This window comes from Pseudomonas sp. yb_5 (genome assembly GCF_043103865.1).
Taxonomy (GTDB): domain Bacteria; phylum Pseudomonadota; class Gammaproteobacteria; order Pseudomonadales; family Pseudomonadaceae; genus Aquipseudomonas; species Aquipseudomonas putida_Y.
In genome coordinates, this window is the sequence record NZ_JBICKE010000099.1 from 51,949 (window position 1) to 76,862 (window position 24,914).

Below are 24,914 nucleotides of genomic sequence, written 5' to 3' on the forward strand. Positions count from 1 at the left end.
CACCTCAGCGCTTGCACGCTGCGGCACAAGCGACCCAGGCGTGGCTGGACGGCAGGTGGCAGTCGCCACCCACCATTCAGGCCTGCGGTCATTGCTGATCGGGTACCACGGCAATCACGTCGATCTCCATCAGCCACTCGGCCTGGGCCAACCCGGCCACCACCAGCCCGGTGGAAATCGGGAATACGCCCTTGAGCCACTTGCCCACCTCTTTGTACACCGGCTCGCGGAAGCGCGGGTCGGTGATGTAGGTGGTGGTCTTGACGATGTGCGACAGGTCCGAGCCGGCTTCTTCAAGCAGTTGCTTGACGTTCTTCATCGCCTGTTCGGTTTGTGCGCGCGGGTCACCCAGGCCTACCAGCTTGCCTTCGAAGTCGGTACCGACCTGGCCACGCACGTAGATGGTATTACCCGCCCGCACGGCCTGGCACAAGTCGTTGTCCAGGGTCTGGTTGGGGTAGGTTTCCTTGGTGTTGAACATGCGGATGCGAGTATGGGTAGGCATCAGTGGGCTCCGAGGGTGCTGACATTGCTGATCTTGGCGGTTTGCTGCTCATCCGCTGCGCGTTGCTCGCGGTCGCGGTAGGCGGTGTAGGTACGCTGCGTGGCGATGTGGCCGGCGACGTGCTTGGCGTCGTGCCACACCCCCCAGATGAACGATGAACCACGGCGCGACAACCACGGCAGGCCGAGGAAGTACACGCCCGGTTCGCGGGCTACACCGCGCTGGTGCTGGGGCTTGCCGTTGGCATCGAAGGTGTCTACCTGCAGCCAGCTGAAGTCCACGCCGTAACCGGTGGCCCAGATGATGCTGCTGACGCCGGCTTTGGCCAGGTCCAGTTGCTGCAGCGGGTTGCGCATGCACTCCGGGTCGGCCAGGCGCTGGCGGGCTTCGGGCTCTTCCGGCAGGTCCAGGCCGTTGCGTTCGATGTAGGCATCGGCCGCATCCAGCAGGGCCAGGTAGTTTTCGTCGCCGCGGTTGATGTTCTCGACCAGGTTGTCCTGGAAGCGCGCTACGCCGTTTTCGAACGACTGGGTCAGGCCGACCAGGGTCATGCCTTGGTGGGCGAGGGCGCGGAAGTCCACGGTGTGGCCACCACGGGCGCCGCTGACCGCGATGGTCACATGCTCGCGACCGGGCTTGGCAATTTCCGCGTCCCACTCGCCCAGCACGCCCAGCCACCAGCAGAAGTCGCGGTTGCGGTAGGCACGCGGCGGGCGGTCGTGGGCGCCAACCGACAGGTACACCTGGCGCCCGGCGCGCATCAGTTCTTCGGCGATCTGCACGCCGGAGGAACCGGCACCGACCACCAGTACCGCGCCTTCAGGCAACTGCTCTGGGTTGAAATAAGCCGCGGAATGAATCTGGTGCAGGTTGCTGTCTTTCGGCGCGATGGCCGGGATCACGGGCTTCTGGAACGGGCCGGTGGCGGCGACTACGCGGTTGGCGCGAATCACGCCTTCATTGGTTTCGATGGTGAAGCCGGGGCGGTCGCTGTTACGCACCACGCGCTTCACTTCAATGCCGGTGCGCACGGGCAGGTTGTACTTGCGTACGTACTGCTCGAAGTAGTCGGCCACTTGGTCCTTGCCGGCGAACGCATCGGCGTCAAGGTTGAATTCCAGCCCTGGGAAGCGGTCGTGCCAGACCGGGCCGTTGGCGACCAGCGAGTCCCAACGGCCGGTACGCCAGGCCTGTGCGATGCGGTTGCGCTCCAGTACCAGGTGCGGCACGCCAAGCTTGCTCAGGTGTTCGCTCATGGCCACGCCGGCCTGGCCGGCGCCGACGACGAGGGTGTCGATTTCGAGGTTGTTCAGTGTCATGTCCGAGCCCTTGTTCAGGCGGTTTTTGTCAGGTCGGTTTGGAGGACCGCCGTTGCCTGGAGCCAGACTAGGGATGCCGTGGAAATGGCGAAAATAGTATTTAGCTGGTGCTTGCCGATAAAACGGCGAAGGCCTTGAGTTCTCTGGCCTGTGGCGTGGGTTGGTCGGGTGGGTGCCGTGGTTTTCCGGGGTGGTGCAGAGGTTCAGCGCCTGAGCATAGTTTTTTCCTGCCTACCCCCTCGGAAAAAGGTCGTTTCGCCCACCCGAAGGTTCCACTCAGAATGCCGTGTATCGCACAGCACAACAGGAACCATGACATGACGTTCTCCATCATCGGTCGTTGCCAGGAAACCGGCCAGGTCGGTATTGCCATCAGCTCGTCGAGCATCGCCGTGGGTGCCCGTTGCCCCTGGGTGCGTGCCGGTGTGGGCGCGGTCTCTACCCAGAACATCACCCTGCCGGCGCTGGGCCCGCAGATTCTCGATGCCCTGGAGCATGGCCAGTTACCGCCTGCCGCTGCGCTGGACAGGGTGCTCAGTGCCAATGGCTGGAGTGAATACCGCCAGGTCACGGTGATCGACAGTCACGGCCAGGTGGCATTGTTCACCGGGCGGGAAGCACTGGGCACACACCATGCAGTGGCCGGCGAACAATGCGCGGCGGCTGGAAACCTGCTGTCCTCGACCCAGGTGATCGAAGCCATGGTACTGGCCTTCGAGCAGGCCGGCGGCCACCTGGCCGACCGCCTGTTGGCAGCCATGCACGCGGCGATGGCCGCGGGTGGTGAAGCCGGGCCTGTGCACTCGGCGGCGCTGAAGATTGCGGGCGAGCTGACCTGGCCGCTGGTGGACCTGCGCGTCGACTGGGCCGATAGCGACCCGATCGGCGCGCTCGATGGCTTGTGGCAAGCCTATCGCCCGCAGATGCAGGATTACGTTACCCGCGCCCTCAACCCGACTGCCGCGCCAAGCTATGGGGTGCCGGGCGATGAGTGAATTTGCCAGCCGCACGCTGCTGGCCCGGCTGATCGGCTTTGCCACGGTGAGCCGCGACTCCAACCTGGCGCTGATCGGTTTTATCCGTGATTACCTGGCCGAGTTGGGAGTGGAATGCGAGCTGTTCCATAACCCGGAGGGCACCAAGGCCAACCTGTTCGCCACCATCGGCCCCAGAGATGTTGGCGGTGTGGTGCTGTCTGGCCATACCGATGTGGTGTCGGTGGATGGCCAGGCCTGGACGGTCGAGCCGTTTGCCTTGAGTGAGCGTGACGGCCGCCTGTATGGCCGCGGCACGGCCGACATGAAAGGCTTTATCGCCTCGGTGTTGGCTGCTGTGCCCGCTTTTCTCGCCCAGCCGTTGCGCATGCCGATACACCTGGCATTTTCCTATGACGAAGAAGTTGGTTGCCTGGGCGTGCGCTCGATGCTGGCTGCCCTCGAACAGCGCCCGTGTAAACCACGGCTGTGCCTGATCGGTGAACCCACCGAACTCAAACCGGTGCTGGGGCACAAGGGCAAGCTGGCTATGCGTTGCCAGGTACAGGGCGCAGCGTGCCATTCGGCGTACGCGCCGTATGGGGTGAACGCCATCGAATATGCGGCGAAACTGATTGGCAAGTTGGGTGACATCGGCGATGCCCTGGCACTACCGGCTCATCACGATGAGCGCTTCGATCCGCCGTTCTCCACGGTGCAGACCGGGGTGATCAAAGGGGGCAGGGCGCTGAACATCGTGCCGGCCGAGTGCGAGTTCGATTTCGAAATACGCGCGCTCCCTGGGTTCGAGGCGCAGGCGGTGGCCGACCAGTTACAAACGTATGCTGAAGCCGAGTTGCTGCCGCGTATGCGCAAGGTCAATACCGCCAGCGCCATTCGCCTGGAGCCGCTGAGCGCCTATCCGGGGCTGGCGACACCGGAGGACAGCGAGGCTGCGCGGTTGGTGGCGTTGCTCAGTGGTTCGGATGCGTTCGGTACCGTAGCGTTTGGTACCGAAGGTGGCTTGTTCGACCAGGCGGGCATCCCCACCGTGGTGTGCGGGCCTGGCAGCATGGACCAGGGCCACAAGCCGGATGAGTTTGTCAGTGTCGAGCAGTTGCGGGGTTGTGATGCCATGTTGCTGAGGCTGGTGGACTACCTCAAGCAGGCTTGATGGTTGCGACGGTGGATGGGCCGCAGCGCGGCCCCGGTGACTCAGAAGGTCGCCTTGACCTGCAGGCCAACCACCAGTGCGTTGTCGATGTCTTTGCCCGAAAACGCCCCTGGCTCGATGATGTATTGCACATCCGGGCGCAGGTTCAGCCATGGCGTGGCCTGGTAGCCGTAGCTCAGTTCGATCAACTGCTCGGCGCTGTCGATATCCGGGAACTGCTGGCCCGCGTCGAAAGCGGCATCTTCCAGCACATCGCGGCTACGCGGGTTGGGCACGGCCCGGCCGTAACCCAGTGCCACGGTATCCTTCGGGCGGCCTTCGAACGGTTTGTACAGCACCACGCCGGCGCCATACCACTTGGTGAACGGCGAAGCGGCCTTGCTTGACGCCGAGTACTGGCCGAAGGCGTGCAGGCTTCGGCCTGGGGAGGCCTGGTCGTTCCACACCGCCTGGTCGACCAGCAGGTAATGGCCACCTCGGCCAGACACTTCATCGTCGCTGCCAATGCGTTTCACATCGGAGCTGTCGTAGTAGTAGCCCAGCTTGTACTCGCCTGGCAGTTCACCTTGCAGCTTGTAGATAAGCTCTACCGGTACCACGGTGCCGGTGGTGTGTTTGGGCCCCAGGTGCCAGGCACGGCTTGAGTTGCCGTTGCTTTCGGGGTCAACGTTGAACGCCGCCACGCGCAGTTGCCAGGCGGGCGACAGGTCGTACTTCACCCGCACACCGAGGTGAGCGTTGGGGTAGTTGGCCCAGCCACTGCCGCCGGACATGTTCAGCGGGTGGCCGCAGAAGCCGGCGTTCATGAAATTGCACAGGATGCCGCTGTCCAGGCCGCCGAGGTCGTTGCCCATGGCCATGTAGCCGAGCTTGACGTTGAGCGCCGGGGTGAACAGCGTGCGCTCGTAGCTCAGCTCGGTCAGGCGGGTGTACAGGCCACCGTAGTTTTCCTGGATTGGCAGGCGGTTGCCTACCAGGTCTTCCGAGGCGCTGTTACCGCGGCGGTCGTTGATGGTCAGCTGAACCTTGCCGCCGTTGTCCAGGCCGTACAGTTTCGACAGGTCGAACTGCACGCCCAGCTTGACGTTCTGCGAATAGCGCGCCGAGCGGTGCAGGCCACCGTGGGCGTTGTAGGCAGTTTCACCGCTGTAGTCGCCGGTGATCTTGACGCCGTCCTCTTCGAGTTGATGACGCAGGCCGCCCCAGTCACCGGTCAGGGTGCTGCGGGTCAGCAGGTCGTCGTTGGCAAGGGCAGTGGTGCTGGCCAGGGCCAGCAGCAGGGTGGGGGTGATGCGAATTGCGGATGGCATTACAGAATCTCGGATTGTCTTTGAGGGGCATTCGCGGGCAAGCCCGCTCCTACAGGGGCCTTGTAGGAGCGGGCTTGCCCGCGAAGCAGGCGACGCGGTCTTACGGCAGAGCGTAAGAAATCACGTAGTCGCCACGGTCAGTCGACTGGCGTGCACCGCCAGCAGTGATCACCACGTACTGCTTGCCGGTTTTCGGCGAGACGTAGGTCATCGGGCCGCCCTGGCTGCCTACTGGCAGGCGAGCCTTCCAGATTTCCTTGCCGTTGCTGCTGTCGTAAGCGCGCAGGTAGAAGTCCTGGGTTCCGGCGATGAACACCAGGCCGCCTTGGGTCGACAGGGTGCCGCCAAGGGTTGGCAGGCCGATCTTGATCGGCAGGTGCATGCGGATGCCGAGCGGGCCGGTGTCTTCAACGGTGCCGACCGGTACCTGCCAGGCCACCTGGCGGGTCTTCATGTCGATGGCGGTCAGGGTGCCGAACGGCGGTGCCTGGCATGGAATGCCGGCGACCGACAGGAAGCGGTTCTTGTTCACGGCATACGGGGTGCCCTTGAGCGGTACCGCGCCCATGCCAGTGTTCAGTGCTTCGCCACCGGACGCTGCGCCACCTTTGTTCTGCGAGGGGATCATCTGGATCCACAGGCCCAGGCGCATGTCGTTGACGAAGATGAAGCCATGTACCGGGTCGGTAGAAATGCTGCCCCAGTTCATGCCACCCAGCGAACCCGGGAAGCTCAGCGACAGGTCGGTGCCCGGCGCGGTGTACAGGCCGTCGTAGCGCATCTTCTTGAAGTCGATGCGGCACAGCAGCTGGTCATATGGGGTGGCACCCCACATGTCCGATTCGGTCAGGGTCTGCGCGCCAATCTGCGGCATGCCCACCGACTTGGGCTGGGTAGGGGAGTACGGCTCGTTCGGGATGTTGCTTGGCTTGACCGGCACTTCGTCGACCTGGGTCAGCGGCTTGCCGGTGGCGCGGTCGAGCACGTAGATCTGCCCGGCCTTGGTGCCGATCACCACCGCAGGTACCGACTGGCCGTCGTCTTTGGTGAAGTCGATCAGGCTCGGCTGCATGGGCAGGTCGAAGTCCCAGAGGTCGTTGTGCACGGTCTGGAACACCCACTTCTGGTTGCCGGTGGTGGCGTCCAGGGCCAGCACCGAAGCGCCGTACGTGTGGTCCAGTTTGCTGCGCTCCACGCCGTAGATGTCGGTGGACGACGAACCCATGGGCAGGAACACGGTGTTCATCGCCGGGTCGTAAGACATCGGCGCCCAGCTGTTCGGCGTGCTACGCACATAGGTGCTGTCGGCCTGTGGTGCCTGGCGATCTTCCGGGTTGCCCGGGTCGAAGGCCCAGCGCATTTCACCGGTGATCACGTCAAAACCACGGATCACGCCACCTGGCATGTCGGTCTGGACGTTGTCGGCAACCCGGCCGCCGACCACTACGGTAGTGCCGGCCATCAGTGGTGCCGAGGACAGCTGGTAGTAGGAGTCCGGCACATCACCCAGGCCGGCCTTGAGGTCTACCTGGCCATTGTTGCCGAAGCCCTGGCAGAACTCGCCGTTGTCGGCGTCGACGGCAATCAGGCGGCCGTCGATGGTGTTGGTCAGCAGGCGACGCTGGCAGTTGGCACCGGCTGGTACGCTAACGCCGGTGATCGGTGAGCTGTTCGGCTGGGTTGGCTGGGCGATGGCGGCAGTGGCGTCGAAGTAGGCCATGCCACGGCAACGCTGCCAGACCTTGGACTGGGCGTTGATTTCGTTCTTCCACAGCTCCTTGCCGGTGTCGGCATCGAGTGCGATCAGGTTGTTGTGCGGGGTGCAGATGAACACCTTGCTGCCGATCTGCAGCGGGGTGAGCTGGTCTTCGGCACCGTTGCCGTCACTGATGGCGACGTCGCCGGTGTGGTAGGTCCAGGCCACTTTCAGCTTGTTGACGTTATCCCGGTTGATCTGGTCAAGCGCGGCGAAGCGGCTGCCACCTTCGGTGTTGCCGTAGTGGGCCCAGTCTTTCTGTTCCTTGCCGTTTTCAACCGGGGTCATGCCAGGGCCTTTGCCGTTGGGGGCGACGCTTGGGTGGGCAACGAACATGTTGCCGACCGCGATCACCAGCACCACGGCCATTACCCCGGCGACGCCGTAGGCACCGCGCCCGGCGCTGGCGCCGTTGGCACGCGCCAGCAGCGGGTAGACCAGCGCCACGACCATGCCGATTGCGCCGAACATGAACAGGCGCGAGAACAGCGGCCAGAACACCAGGCCTGCATCGATCACCGCCCAGATGGCAGTGCCGACCAGGAACACGGCATACAGCCAGGCGCCAGCCTTCTTGCGCCGAGCAATGAGGACACCGGCGATGGCCATGGCCAGGCCGCCGATCAGGAAGTACCAGGAACCGCCCAGACCGGCGAGCTTGACGCCGCCAGCAGCCAGGAGGAGGCCGAGCAGGGCGATGATCACGCCCAAGCCGACCAGGATGAAGTGTGTGGCGCCAGAGGCGCGCGGTATTTCTTTCATGCCAGGGATCTCAGCAGGTGGAATGCGCACAGTTTAAGCCCTTAGCTTGCTAATTAACAAGTTGGTACATAATTGAGCGAGGCTGATTGTCGCAGGGCTGAACTTACGAAGATGTGGCTAAAAGTATAGATAAGGTGCTGAAAAACGCATTGAACGGGGCGTTAATGCGCATGTTCGATTTGTATTCATGCTTTGGTCGTAAGCCCAACCTTCCACGGCTACGTGACAACAGCGTCATGTGCATGGCCCTTCATGCCGGCCATGGGGTGCTGCTGCTATAGAACACCGCGAGCCAGATGGTGGCCGTGCCGGGTGCGGTCCATTCCACGCGGTGGCGGTGGTGCGGGGGGATGTCCAGACAATCGCCTGGCGCCAGCAGGCGGGTGTGGTGCTCGTGCTCGAAACGCAGGGCGGCAGCCCCCCTGAGCAACATGATCCACTCACCTTCAGCCTGGTCGTACCAGAAACCGGGTGGGCTGGCTTGCCCGCTGGAGACGATACGCTCCACGCGCACGCCTGGGCGGCTGAGCAATTCGTCGACACGTTCGGCGCTGGTGGGATCGCAGGGCGGCAGGGCGGTCAGCAGGTTGTTCAGGGTCATGGCAAGCCTCCTTGGAATTGGGTTGATTTCACTATGGACGCAATTGCCGTGGGGCGCGCTGCTTGACCCGCCCGGCTGTTTGTAAGAACTTTCCGGTTTTTGGAAGACGGGCTGAACATGGACAAGCTGCTGGCGATGAAAATGTTCGTGGCCACTGTCGATGCCCAAGGCTTTTCTGCTGCCGCGCGCAGGCTAGGGCTGGCGACATCGTCGGTGACACGTCTGGTCGATGCCCTGGAAGCGTCGCTGGGCGCCACCTTGCTCAACCGCTCGACGCGCCAGGTCAGCCTGACCGAGGCCGGCGCCCGTTACTACCAGCGGGCACGGGGCATTTTTGAAGCACTGGACGAGGCTGATGCCAGCATCGCCGATCGCGGCGAGGAGCCTGTGGGTGTACTGCGCCTGAGCCTGCCAGTGGAGTTCGGTCGGCGGGTCATCGCCCCGCACCTGGGGGCATTCCTGGCGCAGCACCCGGCACTGGAACTGGACATCGACCTCAGCGACCGCCTGGACGACTTGCTTGACGGGCGCTATGACCTGTCGATTCGCCTGGGCGACCCCTCGCCCAATGACGAGCTGGTGTGCCGCCGGCTCGGCGGTTTTCAGCGTTGGCTGGTGGCCAGCCCGGCCTACCTGGCCGGGCGTGAGCCACTGCAGCATCCCCGGGAGTTGCTTGACCATGCCTGCCTGCGCTTTCGCTATGGGCAGAAAGCGCGCCCCTGGCGCCTGACCTGTGGCCAGGACAGCCTGGAGCTGGACGTAAACGGGCCACTGCGTAGCGCCAACGCCGACCTGTTGCGTGAAACGGCACTGGCAGGCAGTGGTATCGCACTGCTGGCCGACTGGCTGGTACGCGAGGATGTGCTGGCGGGGCGCCTGCAGCGGGTTTTCCCCGACTGGCAGGCCCGCCCTGGCACGGCCAATAGCAGCATCAACGCCTTGTATATGCCCAACCACCGGGGCTCACGGCGGGTAAACGCATTCATCGACTTTTGCGAAAATTTGCTCATACGCGGCAACTAGTGTTGCGCTGTGCGCAAAGCCGCATTGCGCCACCGCCGGATTCTCGGCGATGGCGTGCATGGGTAAGGTGGCCAGCATCTCCCCATCCCTTGTCGAGGAACTTCGCATGAACCCCTCCCTTGCGACAGCGCAACCGGCAGCCGCCAGCCTGAGCCGGGCTCTGGTAGTGCTGCTGGCGTTCTGCTGCGGCGCGATCGTCGCCAACATCTACTACGCCCAGCCCATCGTCGGGCTGATCGCCCCGGACCTGGGGCTGTCCACCGAGCATGCCAGCCTGATCGTTTCTCTCACTCAGCTGGGCTATGCCTTGGGCCTGTTGTTGCTGGTACCGCTGGCCGACCTGCTGGAAAACCGCCGCCTGATGGTGGCCACCGCGGTCCTGGCGTGCGTCAGCCTGCTGCTGGCGGGCACCAGCAGCAGTGGCCAGGGCCAGCTGTTCCTGGGTTATGCACTGCTGATCGGCTTCAGTTCGGTGTCGGTGCAGATGCTCATCCCGCTGGCGGCGCATCTGGCGCCGGAGCAGCAGCGTGGTCGTGTGGTCGGTAACATCATGGGCGGCTTGTTGCTGGGCATCCTGCTGGCACGACCGCTGTCGAGCCTGGTGGCCGACCACTTCGGCTGGCGTGCAGTGTTCATTGGCGCCGCCGGGATAATGCTGGCGATCGTCCTGTTGCTGGTGTTGACCTTGCCGCAGCGGCGTCCCGAGCACAAAGCCAGCTATGCCGGGTTGATGCTGTCGCTGCTCACACTGCTGCGTCGTTATCCGCTGTTGCGCCAGCGTTCGTTTTACCAGGCACTGATGTTTGCAGCGTTCAGCCTTTACTGGACGGCGGTGCCGATGGCGCTTGCCGGTGAGCATGGCCTGTCACAAAGCCAGATCGCTGTATTCGCCCTTGTCGGCGCGGTGGGTGCCGTTGCTGCGCCCATGGCCGGCCGCCTGGCCGATGCCGGGCATGCCCGGGCCGGCTCGCTGCTGGCGCTGTTGCTGGCGCCGGCGGCCTTGTTGCTGGGGCTGACAGTGCCGGGTTACAGCGTGATTGGCCTGGGCCTTACCGGCGTGTTGCTGGACTTTGCGGTGCAGATGAACATGGTCATCGGCCAGCGCGAAGTGTACGCACTGGACCCTGCCAGCCGTGGGCGGCTGAATGCGGTGTACATGACCAGCATTTTCCTTGGCGGTGCGCTGGGGTCGGCGGTGGCCAGTGCGCTGTTCAGCCAGTTTGGCTGGCAGGGTGTGGCACTGGTGGGGGCGGGGTTGCCGGGTGTGGCGCTGGTTGTGTTTCTACTCAAAGCACGCCGGGGTTGAACCGGAACGCGATGGAGGGCACGGGCTTCGCCCGTGTTCGCGGGCCCGCTATCGGCCAAGCGGCAGCGCCAGGCCAATCAAGGCAAACAGGCTCCCGCAGCAACGATTGAAACCTTTGCCACCCTTGGCCAGCCATGGCCGAATGCGAAACGCCAGGCGCGCCAGCAGGTATTCGACCAGGAACTCAACGCTGGCAAAGGTCGCGGCCATCACCGCAAATTGCGGCACCAGCCCTCGCTGTGGGTCGATGAACTGCGGCAGGAAGGCGCCATAGAACAGCAGCACCTTGGGGTTGGCCATGGCCGAAAGCAGGCCCTGGCGAAACAGCCCGGCATTGCCGCGCCGCGCGCTTTGCTCGGTCAGTTCCAGCTGCAGGCCGGGGCTGCGCCACAGTTGAATGCCCAGCCAGATCAAATAAGCTCCACCCACCCACTTCAGTACGCCCAGCACCGACGCCGAGGTTTGGAGCAGTGCGCTGAGGCCGAACATGGCCAAGGCGATGAGGGCGCTGAAACCCAATACCCCACCCACGATGGTGAACAGCGTTCGCCGCGCGCCATATAGCGCGCCATGGGTCAACGCCAACAGGCTGTTAGGCCCCGGGGTCAGCGACAGACCGATGCTGGCCAGCAGGTAGATGAGCCAGGTGTCCAGTGCCATGTTGAAAAATACCTTGTTCGAGAGAGGGCGCCAGTCTATGGCGCAACGCTCAAGCTGGAAGAGTATTATCTGGTCATACAAGGGTTTTTTCTGGACGTGGTTTCATGCCGCCCGACATTCGCTTGCTGATCATGCCGTTACCGGATTTTGCCTTGCTGCCGTTTGGCGCCTTTCTCGACAAATTGCGCTTCAGCGCCGACGACGAGGACTACAGCCAGCAACGCTATTGCAGTTGGACGGTGGCGGGGCTCAGCCTCGAGCCGGTACCGTCAAGCAGTGGCGCGGTGCTGCAGGTCGAGGCCATTGCGGATCAGCTCGAGCTGAACTGTTTCGACTACCTGGTGGTGTTTGGCGGCCGCAGTGCCATGGCCACCGCAGCGCTGGCGCCACGTTACCAGGCTTTGCTCAGGCAGGCCGCCAAGGCGGGTGTCAAGCTGGTGGGGGTCGACAATGGCGCCTTCCTGCTGGCGGCCTGCGGCCTGCTGCAGGGGCACAAGGTGGTGGTGCACTGGCGTCACGAAGCCGAGTTTCGTGCTGCTTTTCCGAAGTTGCAGCTGCTGCGCGAGCAGTTGTACTGCATCGATGGCAACCGCATCACCTGCGCCGGTGGCACTGCCGCCATCGACCTGGCCGTTGCCCTACTGTCACGTGCTTGCGGGCGAACCCGTGCGCTCAAAGGGCTGGCTGACATGCTGGTGGACGAGACCCGCGACAGCCGTCACGCCTTGCGCTCGCTGGAGCTGGGTGTCGGTCAGGGGCGCCAGGTGCAGCGGGCGCAGGCACTGATGCGTCATCACCTGGGCACGCCGTTGGCCGTGGAGCAACTGGCGGCGGAACTGGGCATCAGCCGGCGTCAACTGGACCGGCAGTTCCAGGCCAGCCACGGCATGAGCGCCAAGGCCTGGTGGCTGGAGATGCGCTTGCAGCAGGCGCGCTGGCGTTTACTCAACTCCAGCCACAGCCTGGCGCAGATTGCCGATGAGGTGGGCCTGGGGGATGCCAGCTACCTTGGCAAGTGCGTGCGGCGTCGGTTTGGTTGTACAGCTTTGCAGTTGCGTGCAGGCAATTGCCCCTTCACGTGACCTACTGCGGCGTCCCGAACACGCCTGTCCAGTAGATCCCGGCATCACTCTTGGGGTCTACCGCATACGCAGCGCCCAGTTCACGGAAGGCCGGATTCATCAGCGTGGCGCAGTGCCCCGGGCTGTTCAGCCAGCCATTCACGACCTTTTGCGCGGTGTCACGCCCGGCAGTGATATTTTCGCCGATCTGCTGGTACAGGTACCCGGCCAGTTCCGCCCGGTCACCGGGTGTGCGGCCATCTTTGTCGATGTGGTCGAAGAAGTTCTGGTTGGCCATGGCCCGTGTGTGGTTGGCGGCGACCCCGGCCAGCACTGTACTCCAGCTGAGTGCCGGGGCGGCGGCAAACGGTTGGCCGCCGCATTGCCGTGGCACCTTGCGCGCGGCGTTGACCTCCTGCAGCACCTTCTGCCCCTCGGCCTGCCAGTCGCCCAGGCGGCCGCTGAGCAGCGGCCGTGCCAGTACGATGCGCCAGTCGCGGCCCTCCTGGCTGACGCCGATATCGACGAATTGCGGGTCGAGCACCACCTGGCAGAAGCTTTCCTCGATGGCATGCATGGCGGCGCGTGCATCGCGTGGCCCCGACAGGCTGATGGCCTGGACGCTGACCATCGGGTAAGCGGCGCGGGTCATGGCCTGCTGCAGGTCGCGGGTGCCCTCTGGCGACAGCGCAAGGCGTGTGTCGCTATTGAGCGGTGGCAGTTCCAGCGACGCCCCGCCACCGCAGGGCTGGGCCTTGCTGCGGTAGACATTGATCGAATCGATCAGCTGCGCCTCTTCGCCGGTGGCTGCCAGCGCCCCGGTCGAAACGACCAGGCTCAGCGACAAGACGACGGATGTCAGGACGCGCATGTGGATCTCCCTTTGACTGGCAGCGTCGTGGTATGCGCTGCTCATCCTACACAAGCCCGCGGCTTTTGGCCCGAGGTCGTGCAAGGCAATGAAAACGCCGGCAATCGTTACTGGCGGCAAAAGAGGGGGTAGACCCCTGGTCGATGGAAAAGTGCGGTCAGTTGCCAATCATTCGTATCAGGCCAGCGTTGTCAGCCGTTTACGCGTCAATGGGCCAACGCCTGGTCTGGCTTGTAGAACAGGAAGTGGGTCGTCTGCGCGGTCTTTCGATATGCCTTCGCCCAGTCGGGGCGCACAGTGCGATCGTGAAAGTACAACGCACCGCCGGTGGGGTCTTTCAACTGCTGGTTCAGTGCCTTGCGTGCGATCTCTTTGGCAACATCGTAGCGTTGCGGCTCCTCGACCTGGTCCGGGCGCCCGTCACACCACCATGAGAACTGGCAGGCCTTGGTCTCCACACCCTGTTTGACAACCCCGCAGATGGTATCGGGAAAGCCATCGTGGCCCAGGCGGTTGAGCACCACGCTGGCCACTGCGGTCATGTCTTTGGCGTCGGCGCCTTTGGCTTCCCAGTAGAGGGTACGAGCCAGGCAGGTGATGCTGTCATCCAGCGGCGCCTTGCCAGCCGGGTCCACTGCCTGCGCTTCGCCGGAGGTCAGTTTCTCTGCTTTTTTGGGGGGAGGCGCATCTACAACGACCTTTTCTTCAAGCACTTCGGCCTTGTCCTCGGCAACGGCCGCTTTGGCCGGGTCAGCGGCATACAGGGGGCCTGCGAGCAGGGCCGAGGTCAAGCCGATCAGCATGCAGTAAAGGTGCATGGGCGAACTACCAGACGGTGGGCAGAGTTTCAGTCTAGCCAAGCGTAAGCATTAACACCAAAGGCAAGGTGGCGGCGGCAGCCACGGTCTGCAGAGCGATGATGGTGGCCATCAGTGGCGCATTGCCGCCCATTTGCCGGGCCATGACATAAGACGATGAAGCGGTTGGCAGCGCCTGGAACAGCACCGCCACCACCGCTGCCTGGCCACTCAAGCCGAGCAGCCGGCAAAGGCCCCAGGTGGTCATTGGCATGACCAGGAACTTGAACGCCGATGCCGCCATCAGCGGGCGCACCTGCTGGCCGAGGCTGGCGCCGCCCAGTGCTGCACCGACACACAGCAGGCCCAGAGGCAAGGCGGCGTGGCCCAAGGCCTTGACCGTGGCGTCGATACCGGCTGGCAAGCCCAGCCCCGAGACCCGTAGCATCAGCCCCCCAGCGCAGCCGATGATCAGCGGGTTGGCGAAGATCGCCCGAAGCACTGTGGCAGGGGAACTGTGACGGGCGCTGAAGCGGGCAAACACCAGCACGCAGAGCAGGTTGACCAAGGGCACGATGGCCGCGTTGGCCACCGCTGCCAGGGCAATCCCGGCGCTGCCATAGATGCCCGCAGCCAGGGTGGCGCCGATGTAGTTGTTGAAGCGGATACCGCCCTGAAACACTGAAGTGAAGTCGGCTCCATCATGGTTCGCCGTGCCCTGATACAGCACCAGCAACACGGCACCTGCCAAGGTTGAGAGCATCAGGGCGCCGGCCATGCCCAGCACCGGTATGCCATCGAGGTTGGCAGTGGCCAGGCCATGGAGGAACAGCGACGGCAGCAGGACGTAATAGCTCAGGCGCTCGGCGCCAGGCCAGAAGTTCTCGGCAAGAAAACCGCGAAGTCGCAGGAAGGTACCCAGGGCAATCAGCAGGATGATGGGTAGCAGGGTGGTCAGCAGCAAGTGCAGCATGGTCAGCATTCCGTGGTCGGGTACGGGCATAGACTACGGGTGCGGATCAATCTGGAAAAACGTTGTTTTCTTCAGTGACCGTTGAGGAAAAGTGCATGTTGGTGGGTGCTCGTCTCGCCCGGGAGCAGCCTGACTTCAGGCTTCCAGGGCGGTCTTCAACACCGCACTCAAATGCCGCCGCTGGCTTTTTTCATGCTCCAGCAACACCACCCGCCGGGTCAGCTGCGGCTCGCCAAACGGCAGGCAGGTGGCGGGTGGCAAGCGTTGCAGGTCGTCGTCCGCCATGGGGATGACCGCCACGCCCAGGCCCATCACCGCCATGCGCGCCAGGGCTTCCTGGCTGTCCAGCTCCATCAGTTCGCTCACTTGTACATGCTGGCGGCGTAGCTCCTGCTCGATCTGCCGGCCGGCCCAGGCACGCTTGTCGAAGCGCAGGAATGGCTGGCTGGCCAGCAACTGCGGCACGCTATACCCGGCCAGCTCAGGGCTGGCAATGGCCCAGAAACGGTCCTCGAACAGCGGTGTGAAGTCCAGGTTTTGCGGGTAAGGGCTGACCGGTTCGGTAGTGATTGCGGCATCGAGCTCACCGTCTTCCACGCGCCGCGCCAGCTCCGCCGACATGCCTGAGGCCACGCTGATGTGTAGCTGCGGGTGGTGGGCCTTGATCCACACCAGCGCTTTAGGCAAACGCCGCGCCAGCACCGTGTGGATCGCCCCCAGGCGCAAGCGGCCGCGCAGGCTTGGGCCGCTGGCCAGGGCATCGGCCAGTTCGTCATAGGCAGCCAGAAGGCTCTCGGCGCGGGCCACCGCCAACTGGCCGGCTTCGGTCAGCACCACCTGCCTGCGGCTACGGTCGAACAAGGCCACCTTCAGTTCGTCTTCGAGGGTTTTGATGTGCAGGCTGACCGCCGAGGGGGTGAGGCTGAGCAGGTCGGCGGCGCGGGCAAAGGTGCCGTGGCGGGCGATGGTCACCAAGGTGCGCAGGGCTTTCAGGGACATGCGGTTGAGGTCCGGTTCTCAGCTGACAGAGGCGTATTGTCAGGCCCGGCCCTCTCGCAGCACAAGGCTGCTCCCAGGCCTTGGCGATACGGTTCAGCGACTGCTGCGCCCATAGGCCTGGCTGATCCGGTCGATCACCATGGCCAGGGCGACAATTGCCAGCCCGGCCTCCATCCCTTGGCCAACATTCAAGGTCTGGATCCCCGCCAACACATCCTCACCCAACCCACGGGCGCCGATCATCGACGCCACCACCACCATCGACAGGGCCATCATGACCGACTGGTTGAGCCCGGCCATGATGCTTGGTAGCGCCAGGGGCAGGGCGATGCGCCGCAACCGCTGCCAGCGGCTGGCGCCAAGGCCGTGTGCGGCCTGCAACAACGAGGGGTCGATCTGGCTCAAGCCCAGTTCGGTCAACCGCACCAGCGGCGGCAGGGCGTAGATCAGCGTGGCGAACACGGCAGGCACCTTGCCCAGGCCAAACAGCATCAGCACCGGGATCAGGTAAACGAACGCAGGTAGCGTCTGCATCACATCGAGGACCGGCAACAGGAGCCGCCTGGCCAGTGGCCGGGCGGCCAGCAGGATGCCCAGCGGTACACCCACCAGTACGCACAAACCGGTACTGACCAGCACCAGGGCCAGGGTCTGCAGCAGCTTGTCCCAGAGCCCGAGCATACCGATCAGGGCCAGCAGCGCGACCAGCACGGCGCTGCGCAGCAGGCTGCGGCTGGCGTGCCAGGCCAGCAGACCCACCAGCAACAACAACAGCCACCAAGGCAACAGACGCAACAGGTTCTCCAGGCCGACCAGCAGTTGCAGCAACTGGTCAGAAAAACTGCGCAGGTGGTCGCCGTAGTTCAATACCAACCCGTCGACCAGGCGGTTGATGCTGTCGGCAAAGGAAAACTGCAGGGTCTGCGGGAAACCGCCGCTCACAGGCTGGCCTCGACCTTGGCGGCGATGTCCGCCGGCAGCCAGGCTTTCCACACCTCGCGGTTATCGCGCAGGAAGGTGAGGGCGGCTTCGCGCGCGGGCGTGCGTTTTTCGCTCATGACGGCCAGGGCCTTGTTCAGGCGATCGATGGGCAGGTCTACCTGTTCGAACACGCTGACCAGGTCTGGGTAGTTTTCGCGAAAGGCTTTGGATACGCCGATCGACAACTTTGCCGGCAGCGAGCGGCTGCCCTTCGGGTTGGGGTTGGCGGGGTCGGTGAGGGTGGCCCAGGCCTGGGCATCGAACGGTGGTTCTTCCAGCCGGATGAGCTTGTAGCGCCCCATCAGCGGGGTCGGGTTCCAGTAGTAGAACAGCACGGGTTTGCCACGGCGGATTGCCGAACCGATCTCGGCGTCCATCGCGGCGCCGGAGCCACTGCGGAAGTTGCTGTAGAGGCCATCCAGGCCATAGGCCTTGAGCTTCTGGCTGTTGACGGTTTCGGACGTCCAGCCGCTCGGGCTGTTGAGAAAACGCCCTTTACCGGGTGATTCGGGGTCGGAAAATACCTGTGGGTAACGCTTGAGGTCCTCGACACTGTGCAGCTCAGGCGCCACGGGTTTCAGATTACGAGCGGCATCACCCTCGATCACATAGGCCGGTACCCACCAACCTTCCTCTGCATGCTTGACCGTATCGCCCAGTGCGAACACCTGGCCGGCCTGTTCGGCCTTGACCCAGGCAGGGCTGCGCCCGGCCCATTCCTCGGCGATCACTTGCAGGTCATTGCGCGCCAGGGCCACCTCCATGCTGACCGTGCTGCCAGGCAGGGTGTCTGTGCGGTAGCCGTAGCCGCGCTCCACGATCAGGCGCAGGATCTCGGTGGTGAGGGCGCCGCTTTCCCAGCCGATGGCACCAAAATGGATAGGTGCAGGCTGTTCTGCCGATGCGGCGCTGTCCGTGCTGGCCAGGCCCACCGTCAACAGCAGCCCGGCCAGCAGCGCTGGAATTCGCTTCATGTAAACCTCGTCGTTCGCACCCCTTGGCGGTGGGGGCAAGTGTAGACGACGAGGTTTTGTCGGTTTCAGGGCCACTGGCGTGGCCCCGTTTGCTTCAGACGCGGAACTGGTCCATCAGCGCTTGCTGCTGGTTGGCCAGGCTGTTCAGCGACTGGCTGACCCGCGCCGACTCGTTGGCCTGGCCTGACAGGGATTCAGTGACGTCACGAATGGTCGCCACGTTGCTGTTGATTTCCTCGGCTACCGCGCTTTGCTCCTCGGCGGCAGAGGCAATCTGCAGGTTCATGTCGGTGATCACCGTCACTGCCTGGCCTATGCGCTGCAATGCCGTGACGGCTTGGCCTACCTGCTCCACGCCACCTTGGGCCTGGCGGTGGCTGTGGTCCATGGCGCCGACCACTTCGCGGGTGCCGTTCTGCAGTGCTTCGATGACCTGACGGGTTTCTTCCACCGACTCCTGAGTGCGCTGGGCCAGGTTGCGCACCTCATCGGCGACCACGGCAAAGCCACGGCCGGCCTCACCGGCGCGGGCAGCTTCGATGGCAGCGTTGAGCGCCAGCAGGTTGGTCTGCTCGGCGATCGAGCGGATCACTTCCAGTACCGAGCCGATCTTCTCGCTGTTCTGCGCCAGGCCTTCTATTTCGGCCATGGTGTCGCTCATGTTGGCGGCCAAGGCACCGATGCTGCTGGTGGTGCGGTCGATTACCGCCAAGCCCTCGCGGGTGGCCTGGTCGGCATCGCGTGCAGCCTGTGCAGCCTGGGCGGCGCTGCGGGCAACGTCCTGGGCGGTGGCGCTCATTTCATGCGAGGCGGTGGCCACCTGGTCGACCTGGCGGTACTGCTGTTCCATGCCGGCGCTGGTTTCAGTGGCAATCGCCGAGGATTGGTCGGCCGTGCCTCGGGCGGCCTGCACCGAGCTTTTGACCTCGGCGATGGTTGGCTGAAGCTTGTCGAGGAAGCGGTTGAACCAGCCGGCCAGTTCGCCCAGTTCGTCCTGCTTCTGGTAGGTCAGGCGACGGGTCAGGTCGCCTTCGCCGCTGGCAATGTCCTTGAGCATGGCGGCCACGCCAAGGATCGGCCGGGTAACGCCGCGAGCCATCAGCCAGACCAGCAGCAGGCCGGCAATGGCTGCCGCCAGGCCCAGGCTCAGTTCCAGCAGGGTGCCACTGGTGTTGAGCGCGTCAAGTTCCTGCTTCAGGGTTTCGGCCGGCCCGGTCAGGGCGTTTTCCGGCACATCCAGCAACACGCCCCAGGGCTGGGCGTCCGGGATTGGCCGGAATGCCGCCAGCACCTTCAAGCGCTGGCGGTCGTGGAGGATGGTCAGTTTGCCATCGGCCAGCTTGCGCACCAGCTCGGCGCCTTTGGCCGGGTCTACCTGGTCGAAGCGCTGGGCCAGCTTGCTGGCATCGGCGCTGTAGCCTGCCAGCAGGCCGACCGGGGTGAGAATGCCGACCGTGGTGCGGCCTTCGTAGAGGCTGCGGCTGGCCTCCTGGCTCAGCGCCTGCAGGCTGTTGAGGTTGATGTCGATGGACAGGGTGGCAATGATCTTGCCGTTGACCGCCAGCGGGAACACGATGCTGGTCATCAGTACCTGCTGGCCGTCGATGTCGTAGAAGTAGGGCTCCACCACACACACCTTGCCGGATGTGCGAGGGCACACCCACCAGGTGTTGGCCGGCTGGCCGCTGGGGCCGATCTCGGTGTTGGCCATGTCATGTTCGGGCAGGGCCATCGAGGTCAGCTGGCCTGCGCGTGGCTGCGACCAGTACAGGGCAAAGCGCCCGGTTTCGTTGCTGCCCAATTCTGCCTTGCCGGCAAACAGGCTGTCCTTGTCGTCCAGGGCATTGGGCTCGAACACCAGTGACAGGCCGAGCAGGTCGGGGTTGGCTTGCAGTGCGGCGCGCACCTGGCGGGTCATGTCCTCACGCAGGTCGAAGGCATCGAGAAAGCGCTTTTCGGCCTGCTCACGCAGGAACAGCACCTGGCGGGCGAAGCCGGCGCCGTACTGGTAGGCATCCATGAACTGGCGGCGGATGTTCAGCGCTTGCACTTCACCTTGTGACTCGATACGCGACTGCGCCGCCTCGGTCAGCATCTGCATGCTGCTGGCCTTGACCAGGTCCGAACTGTGATCCATGCGGTACAGCGACAGGCCGACGAGCAAGGTGACGATAGCGGCCAGACAGAGACCGGCGAGCAGGGTGATCTTCCACTGGATGGAGAGTTGTCGCAAAGGCATGGGGGCGGATCCCTTTTTTGGCAGTAAGGGTTATGGCTTCATCTGCGGTGGGGCCGGGAGGTGCCAAAGCGCTCCAGCCAGGCACCTCGCTGCCTCTCACGGTATCGGCTCAAGCCGTTTTTTCTTTATTCAAACATTCAATTTAAATTCGACCGTCAGTTAACGCGCCGTATCAAGGCGCTTTTGACATCTGCCGCCTACTGCTTCAGAGTTCGCGCTTTTTTCTGTCGTAATGAGGTAAGCCAACCATGAATGCAGTGATCGCCGCGGTCGGCATCATGCTGATACTCAGCCTGTCCCGCGTGCACGTGGTCATCGCCCTGATCATCGGCGCCCTGGTCGGTGGGCTGGTGGGCGGCCTGGGCATCGAAGGCACGCTCAAGGCCTTCAACGGTGGCCTCGGTGGTGGTGCCACGGTGGCTTTGTCCTATGCACTGCTGGGTGCCTTTGCCGTGGCGATTGCCAAGTCTGGCCTGGCCCATGCGCTGGCCGACCGCGCCCTGGCCATGATCGATCGGCGGGGCGACGCCAGTGGCGGCAAGCTCAAATGGCTGATGATCGGCCTGATGCTGGTGGTGGCCGTGTCGTCCCAGAACATCCTGCCCATCCACATTGCCTTCATCCCGCTGCTGGTGCCGCCTCTGTTGTACGTGCTCACGCGCCTGCGCATCGACCGCCGGCTGATCGCCTGTGTGATCACCTTTGGCCTGATCACCCCGTACATGTTCCTGCCGGCGGGCTTCGGCAATATCTTCCTCAACGAGATCCTGCTGGCCAACGTTGCCCGCGCAGGTGTCGATGTGAGCGGCGTCAACGTCACCCACGCCATGGCCATCCCGGCCGCCGGCATGCTCGTCGGCCTTCTGGTGGCGGTGTTCATCAGCTACCGCAAGAAGCGTGACTACGACCTGACGCGCATCCAGCAGGTGGAGCAGGTGAGCGTGCAGTACAACCCGCTGACCTTGCTGGTGGCCGGGCTGGCGATCGCTTCAGCCTTCATCGTTCAGCTGTTGCTGGACTCGATGATCATCGGCGCCATGGTCGGTTTCCTGATCTTCTCGCTGTCGGGCATCGTCAAGTGGAAAGATACCGACGACCTGTTTACCGAAGGCATGAAGATGATGGCCATGATCGGCTTCATCATGATTACCGCGTCCGGCTTTGCCGAGGTCATGAAGGCCACCGGTGAGGTGATGAGCCTGGTGGAAACCTCGGCGCAGTGGATCGACCACAGCAAGGGCATCGGTGCCTTGCTGATGCTGCTGGTAGGTCTTCTGGTGACGATGGGGATCGGCTCGTCGTTCTCCACCGTGCCGATCCTGGCCGCGATCTTCGTGCCGCTGTGCGTGCAACTGGGCTTCGACCCGTTGGCCACGGTGTGCATCATCGGTACCGCCGGTGCGTTGGGCGATGCCGGGTCGCCGGCCTCTGACTCGACCCTGGGCCCGACCTCGGGCCTGAACGTGGATGGCCAGCATCACCACATCTGGGACACCGTGGTGCCGACCTTCATCCATTACAACTTGCCGTTGATGGCGTTCGGCTGGTTGGCAGCGATGACCTTGTAAGGCGGGGAGGGCGTCAGCCCTTGTCGGGCGGCGGCGAGATGCGATTGAGCACGGTGCTGCCGTCCTTGCTGCGGGTCAGGTAGACCGGTAGGACTTTGGGCAGGTTGTTGACCAGACGCCCCACTTCACGGGTGTTGTAGATGCCGCTGATGCGGATGCGGCCGGTGCTGGCATCGGCCAGTAGCAGCGGGGCGTCGAGGTAGCGGTTGATCACCGGCAGCGCCTGTTCCAGGCTCAGGTTGTCGAGCACCAGCTTGCCGCTGCGCCATGCCAGGCTGTTGCCATAGTCGTCGCTTTGCTCCAGCTGCGGCTCGAAGTCGCCCTTGTGGTAGCTGGCCTGCATGCCAGGGCCAAGGCGGTAGCCACCGGCACTGCCCTCACTGGACACCAGCACTGAACCTTCCACCAGGGTGACCTTCACCTGGTCTTGGTACTTCCACACGTTGAACTGGGTGCCGGTGACCCGGGTCTGGCCACTGCCGGCACGCACGATGAACGGGTGGCTGCTGTCGTGGTGCACCTTGAAGAACGCTTCGCCGCGCTTGAGTGTGACCCGGCGCTGGTCCTTGTAGTTGAGGAAGGTGAGCTCGGTGTGCAGGTTGAGCTGTACCGTGCTGCCGTCGCTGAGCTCCACGGTCTGCATGCCGTCACCGGTTTCAACGTGCTGGTAGTGGTTGGGCAACCAGCCCTGTTCCCACCCCATCCACCCGGCCAGCGGCAGCACTGCCAGGGCGATGGCCGCAGCAGATGCCAGCGGCCGCCAGTTGCGAGGGCGGGCGGCGTGTCTGGCGGGTGGGTTGAAGTCGATGACGGTGGCGCTGCGCGGCAGCAGGTCGGCGGTTTGCCAGATTTCCAGCATCGCCTGGTACTCTTCGGCATGCCGCGGGTCGGCCGCCAACCAGTCAGCGAATACGTCACGCTCGGCCTGCGTGCAATCTTCGGCGTGCAGGCGCATGCACCAATGCGCTGCGGCGTCGGTGATGGCATCGTCTGGGTTGGGATTGAGGCGGTCGTGGTTCATTGTGGCTCCGGGTTTTGCGCATTCTACCCTTGCGGGAGGGCTCCCGAGAACCAATGTAATGGCGAATGACTATCAGTTGTGCCGGTTTTTCGTCGGATTAGCCATGGTTTTTCAGCGTTTGAGAACCCTTCGCGGGCGCATGGCGTTGTCTGCAATCGTTTCTGCAGGGGTAGCCTGATGCTGCGAAGAGACCCTTCGCAATCCTGTACCGGACTCTTCGCAGCACACGGCACCCCTTGCAACAAGCGCGTCAGTGACACACCGGTCAGAACTGTGCGGCCTCTAGTCCATAAAGGCTGCCACTGCCGGCCCGAATACTCGCCTCCAGCCCCAACCCCCGCGGCAAGACCCGCTGGAAGTAGAACGCCGCACACGCAAGCTTCGCGCCATGAAACGCATCATCCTCATCACGTTTGGCCAGCGCCACCGCCGCCATCCGCGCCCACATGTACGCATATGCGGTCAGCCCGAACAGCTGCAGGTATTCAACCGCCACCGCACTGACCAGGTTGGCATCCTCGCCAGCCTGCTTCCGCAGCCAGTTGCTGGTGGCCTCCAGCCGCGTCAGGCTCGCCTGCAGGGCCTCGCGGTGCAAGGGCGCATCCACACTGAAGGCTCGCACTTCGCTGGCAAAGCTGGCCAACGCCTGACCACCGTCGGCCAGCACCTTGCGCCCCAGCAGATCAAGGGCCTGGATGCCGTTGGTGCCTTCATAGATCTGCGCAATGCGCACGTCTCGCACGCGTTGTTCCTGGCCCCATTCGCGGATGTAGCCATGACCGCCATACACCTGCTGCCCAAGCACGCAGCTTTCCAGGCCGTTATCAGTGAAGAATGCCTTGGCCACCGGCGTCAGCAGTGCCACCAGGCGCTGGGCATGCTCGCGCTCGCCGGCGTCCTCGGCATAGCGTGCCACGTCCAGTTGCTGGCCAACGTACACGGCGAACGCCCGACCCGCTTCGGTGAGGGTGCGCATGGTCAGCAGCATGCGCCGGACATCGCCATGGTGGATGATCGGGTCGGCCGCCTTGTCGTGTGCCCGCGGGCCAGTCGCTGCGCGGCTCTGCAGGCGCTCGTTGGCGTAGCGGGCGGCGCTCTGGTAGGAGGCTTCGGCACAACCGATGCCCTGTATGCCGATGGACAGGCGCTCGTAGTTCATCATGGTGAACATCGCTGCCAGGCCCTTGTTCGGCTCGCCCACCAGGTAACCGATGGCACCATCAAAGTTCATGACACAGGTCGCCGAGGCCTTGATGCCCATCTTGTGTTCGATCGAGCCACAATGGACAGCGTTGCGCGCGCCCAGACTGCCATCGGCCTCGACCAGGAATTTCGGTACCAGGTACAGCGATATACCTTTGGCACCGGCGGGCGCATCCGGCAGTTTGGCCAGCACCAGGTGGACGATGTTCTCGGTCAGGTCCTGTTCGCCGCCGGTAATGAAGATCTTGCTGCCACTGATGCGCACGCTGCCATCGGCCTGGGGCTCGGCGCGGGTGCGGATCAGCCCCAGGTCAGTGCCGGCATGGGGTTCGGTCAGGCACATGGTGCCGGCCCAGCGGCCTTCGTACAGTGGTGGCAGGTAGGTGGCCTTGAGCGTTTCACTGGCGTGGGCATCGATCGCCAGGCAACTGCCGGCGCTCAATGCCGAATACAGGCTGAAGCTGCAGTCAGCGGCGTAGAGCATCTCTTCGAACAGCACGCCGAGCATCTTTGGCATGCCCATGCCGCCGTGTTCCGGGTTGCCGCCCAAGCCGACCCAGCCACCTTCGCGGTAGGTGTTCCAGGCCTCGCGGAAGCCATCAGGGGTGGTGACCTGGCCTGCGTCGAAGCACACACCTTGCTCGTCACCGTTGCGGCTGAGCGGGGCAATCAGCTGGCCGGTGACTTTGGATGCTTCCTCGAGAATGGCGTCGGCAGTATCGGCATCGATGCGTTCGGCCAGGGCGGGCAGGCGGGCCCACAGGCTCGAAGCGTTGAGCACGTCATGTAGGACAAAGCGCATGTCGCGCAGGGGGGCGGAAAAGGTGGTCATCGGCA

Annotated in this window: 20 protein-coding genes and 1 pseudogene; 6 read left to right on the plus strand and 15 right to left on the minus strand. The window is 63.9% G+C overall.

The annotated features are described in order from the left end of the window. Positions 1-88: 88 nt before the first annotated feature. Positions 89-505, minus strand: coding sequence for a RidA family protein (locus tag ACF8GF_RS17000; protein ID WP_014590706.1), 417 nt, complete (start codon positions 503-505; stop codon positions 89-91). Continuing rightward, on the minus strand, positions 505-1,824 hold the full coding sequence (locus tag ACF8GF_RS17005; protein WP_209965416.1) for an NAD(P)/FAD-dependent oxidoreductase: 1,320 nt from the start codon (positions 1,822-1,824) through the stop codon (positions 505-507). Before ACF8GF_RS17005 ends, ACF8GF_RS17000 begins: the two co-directional genes overlap by 1 nt. Before the next feature lie 317 nt (positions 1,825-2,141). Between ACF8GF_RS17005 and ACF8GF_RS17010 the strand changes: the two genes are divergently transcribed. Further along, on the plus strand, positions 2,142-2,819 hold the full coding sequence (locus ACF8GF_RS17010; protein ID WP_176683298.1) for a DUF1028 domain-containing protein: 678 nt from the start codon (positions 2,142-2,144) through the stop codon (positions 2,817-2,819). After that, a complete protein-coding gene (argE, locus tag ACF8GF_RS17015) occupies positions 2,812-3,972 on the plus strand; it encodes an acetylornithine deacetylase (protein WP_392488035.1) in 1,161 nt (386 codons plus the stop codon). The genes ACF8GF_RS17010 and argE overlap by 8 nt, the downstream gene beginning before the upstream one ends. 41 nt (positions 3,973-4,013) lie before the next feature. On the opposite strand, the gene ACF8GF_RS17020 is transcribed toward argE, so the two are convergent. From ACF8GF_RS17020 to ACF8GF_RS17030, 3 genes are all read right to left on the minus strand, one after another. Then, entirely contained in the window at positions 4,014-5,282 is a 1,269-nt protein-coding gene (locus tag ACF8GF_RS17020) for a carbohydrate porin (protein ID WP_392488036.1), read from the minus strand. Positions 5,283-5,382: 100 nt separating this feature from the next. Beyond that, positions 5,383-7,800, minus strand: a complete 2,418-nt coding sequence (locus tag ACF8GF_RS17025) for a glucose/quinate/shikimate family membrane-bound PQQ-dependent dehydrogenase (protein ID WP_392488037.1) — start codon at positions 7,798-7,800, stop codon at positions 5,383-5,385. A gap of 250 nt (positions 7,801-8,050) precedes the next feature. Then, positions 8,051-8,401 carry a cupin gene (locus ACF8GF_RS17030; RefSeq protein ID WP_392488038.1) on the minus strand — a complete coding sequence of 117 codons (351 nt, stop codon included), beginning with the start codon at positions 8,399-8,401 and terminating at the stop codon, positions 8,051-8,053. A 117-nt stretch (positions 8,402-8,518) separates the two neighbouring features. On the opposite strand from ACF8GF_RS17030, the gene ACF8GF_RS17035 reads away from it, so the two are divergent. Next, complete coding sequence (locus tag ACF8GF_RS17035) at positions 8,519-9,424, plus strand: LysR family transcriptional regulator (RefSeq protein WP_392488039.1); 906 nt, start codon at positions 8,519-8,521, stop codon at positions 9,422-9,424. A gap of 106 nt (positions 9,425-9,530) precedes the next feature. Then, entirely contained in the window at positions 9,531-10,730 is a 1,200-nt protein-coding gene (locus ACF8GF_RS17040; RefSeq protein ID WP_176683304.1) for an MFS transporter, read from the plus strand. A gap of 48 nt (positions 10,731-10,778) precedes the next feature. On the opposite strand, the gene ACF8GF_RS17045 is transcribed toward ACF8GF_RS17040, so the two are convergent. Then, a complete protein-coding gene (locus tag ACF8GF_RS17045) occupies positions 10,779-11,390 on the minus strand; it encodes a LysE family translocator (protein WP_176683305.1) in 612 nt (203 codons plus the stop codon). A gap of 104 nt (positions 11,391-11,494) precedes the next feature. On the opposite strand from ACF8GF_RS17045, the pseudogene ACF8GF_RS17050 reads away from it, so the two are divergent. Continuing rightward, positions 11,495-12,507: pseudogene (locus ACF8GF_RS17050) on the plus strand (GlxA family transcriptional regulator). Here ACF8GF_RS17050 and ACF8GF_RS17055 read toward each other — a convergent pair. The 7 genes from ACF8GF_RS17055 to ACF8GF_RS17085 all read right to left on the minus strand — a co-directional run bounded on the left by ACF8GF_RS17055 (position 12,474) and on the right by ACF8GF_RS17085 (position 20,285). Continuing rightward, on the minus strand, positions 12,474-13,322 hold the full coding sequence (locus ACF8GF_RS17055) for a CAP domain-containing protein (protein ID WP_176683307.1): 849 nt from the start codon (positions 13,320-13,322) through the stop codon (positions 12,474-12,476). The pseudogene ACF8GF_RS17050 and the gene ACF8GF_RS17055 overlap by 34 nt on opposite strands. 206 nt (positions 13,323-13,528) lie before the next feature. Further along, positions 13,529-14,140, minus strand: a complete 612-nt coding sequence (locus ACF8GF_RS17060; RefSeq protein ID WP_176683308.1) for a cell wall hydrolase — start codon at positions 14,138-14,140, stop codon at positions 13,529-13,531. A gap of 34 nt (positions 14,141-14,174) precedes the next feature. Then, a complete protein-coding gene (locus ACF8GF_RS17065; protein ID WP_176683309.1) occupies positions 14,175-15,092 on the minus strand; it encodes an AEC family transporter in 918 nt (305 codons plus the stop codon). A 135-nt stretch (positions 15,093-15,227) separates the two neighbouring features. Then, positions 15,228-16,091: a LysR family transcriptional regulator gene (locus tag ACF8GF_RS17070; protein WP_252459178.1), complete on the minus strand. Its 864-nt coding sequence runs from the start codon at positions 16,089-16,091 to the stop codon at positions 15,228-15,230. A gap of 93 nt (positions 16,092-16,184) precedes the next feature. Next, positions 16,185-17,033: an ABC transporter permease subunit gene (locus tag ACF8GF_RS17075; protein ID WP_176683311.1), complete on the minus strand. Its 849-nt coding sequence runs from the start codon at positions 17,031-17,033 to the stop codon at positions 16,185-16,187. Then, positions 17,030-18,046: an ABC transporter substrate-binding protein gene (locus ACF8GF_RS17080; protein ID WP_176683312.1), complete on the minus strand. Its 1,017-nt coding sequence runs from the start codon at positions 18,044-18,046 to the stop codon at positions 17,030-17,032. The genes ACF8GF_RS17075 and ACF8GF_RS17080 overlap by 4 nt, the downstream gene beginning before the upstream one ends. A gap of 94 nt (positions 18,047-18,140) precedes the next feature. Then, positions 18,141-20,285, minus strand: a complete 2,145-nt coding sequence (locus ACF8GF_RS17085) for a methyl-accepting chemotaxis protein (protein WP_176683313.1) — start codon at positions 20,283-20,285, stop codon at positions 18,141-18,143. Positions 20,286-20,533: 248 nt separating this feature from the next. Between ACF8GF_RS17085 and ACF8GF_RS17090 the strand changes: the two genes are divergently transcribed. Beyond that, positions 20,534-21,853 (plus strand): Na+/H+ antiporter family protein, encoded by a 1,320-nt coding sequence (locus tag ACF8GF_RS17090; RefSeq protein WP_392461131.1) that lies wholly within the window; start codon positions 20,534-20,536, stop codon positions 21,851-21,853. A gap of 13 nt (positions 21,854-21,866) precedes the next feature. On the opposite strand, the gene ACF8GF_RS17095 is transcribed toward ACF8GF_RS17090, so the two are convergent. Both ACF8GF_RS17095 and ACF8GF_RS17100 read right to left on the minus strand, forming a co-directional pair. Continuing rightward, entirely contained in the window at positions 21,867-22,874 is a 1,008-nt protein-coding gene (locus tag ACF8GF_RS17095; protein WP_176683315.1) for a FecR family protein, read from the minus strand. 265 nt (positions 22,875-23,139) lie between these two features. Further along, entirely contained in the window at positions 23,140-24,909 is a 1,770-nt protein-coding gene (locus ACF8GF_RS17100; protein WP_392461132.1) for an acyl-CoA dehydrogenase C-terminal domain-containing protein, read from the minus strand. Positions 24,910-24,914: the final 5 nt, after the last annotated feature.

Bases quoted from the DNA above. Each gene is read 5' to 3' on its own strand.
- ACF8GF_RS17000 (WP_014590706.1), bottom strand. From the start codon at position 505: ATGCCTACCCATACTCGCATCCGCATGTTCAACACCAAGGAAACCTAC.
- ACF8GF_RS17005 (WP_209965416.1), bottom strand. From the start codon at position 1,824: ATGACACTGAACAACCTCGAAATCGACACCCTCGTCGTCGGCGCCGGC.
- ACF8GF_RS17010 (WP_176683298.1), top strand. From the start codon at position 2,142: ATGACGTTCTCCATCATCGGTCGTTGCCAGGAAACCGGCCAGGTCGGT.
- argE (WP_392488035.1), top strand. From the start codon at position 2,812: ATGAGTGAATTTGCCAGCCGCACGCTGCTGGCCCGGCTGATCGGCTTT.
- ACF8GF_RS17020 (WP_392488036.1), bottom strand. From the start codon at position 5,282: ATGCCATCCGCAATTCGCATCACCCCCACCCTGCTGCTGGCCCTGGCC.
- ACF8GF_RS17025 (WP_392488037.1), bottom strand. From the start codon at position 7,800: ATGAAAGAAATACCGCGCGCCTCTGGCGCCACACACTTCATCCTGGTC.
- ACF8GF_RS17030 (WP_392488038.1), bottom strand. From the start codon at position 8,401: ATGACCCTGAACAACCTGCTGACCGCCCTGCCGCCCTGCGATCCCACC.
- ACF8GF_RS17035 (WP_392488039.1), top strand. From the start codon at position 8,519: ATGGACAAGCTGCTGGCGATGAAAATGTTCGTGGCCACTGTCGATGCC.
- ACF8GF_RS17040 (WP_176683304.1), top strand. From the start codon at position 9,531: ATGAACCCCTCCCTTGCGACAGCGCAACCGGCAGCCGCCAGCCTGAGC.
- ACF8GF_RS17045 (WP_176683305.1), bottom strand. From the start codon at position 11,390: ATGGCACTGGACACCTGGCTCATCTACCTGCTGGCCAGCATCGGTCTG.
- ACF8GF_RS17055 (WP_176683307.1), bottom strand. From the start codon at position 13,322: ATGCGCGTCCTGACATCCGTCGTCTTGTCGCTGAGCCTGGTCGTTTCG.
- ACF8GF_RS17060 (WP_176683308.1), bottom strand. From the start codon at position 14,140: ATGCACCTTTACTGCATGCTGATCGGCTTGACCTCGGCCCTGCTCGCA.
- ACF8GF_RS17065 (WP_176683309.1), bottom strand. From the start codon at position 15,092: ATGCTGCACTTGCTGCTGACCACCCTGCTACCCATCATCCTGCTGATT.
- ACF8GF_RS17070 (WP_252459178.1), bottom strand. From the start codon at position 16,091: ATGTCCCTGAAAGCCCTGCGCACCTTGGTGACCATCGCCCGCCACGGC.
- ACF8GF_RS17080 (WP_176683312.1), bottom strand. From the start codon at position 18,046: ATGAAGCGAATTCCAGCGCTGCTGGCCGGGCTGCTGTTGACGGTGGGC.
- ACF8GF_RS17085 (WP_176683313.1), bottom strand. From the start codon at position 20,285: ATGCCTTTGCGACAACTCTCCATCCAGTGGAAGATCACCCTGCTCGCC.
- ACF8GF_RS17090 (WP_392461131.1), top strand. From the start codon at position 20,534: ATGAATGCAGTGATCGCCGCGGTCGGCATCATGCTGATACTCAGCCTG.
- ACF8GF_RS17095 (WP_176683315.1), bottom strand. From the start codon at position 22,874: ATGAACCACGACCGCCTCAATCCCAACCCAGACGATGCCATCACCGAC.
- ACF8GF_RS17100 (WP_392461132.1), bottom strand. From the start codon at position 24,909: ATGACCACCTTTTCCGCCCCCCTGCGCGACATGCGCTTTGTCCTACAT.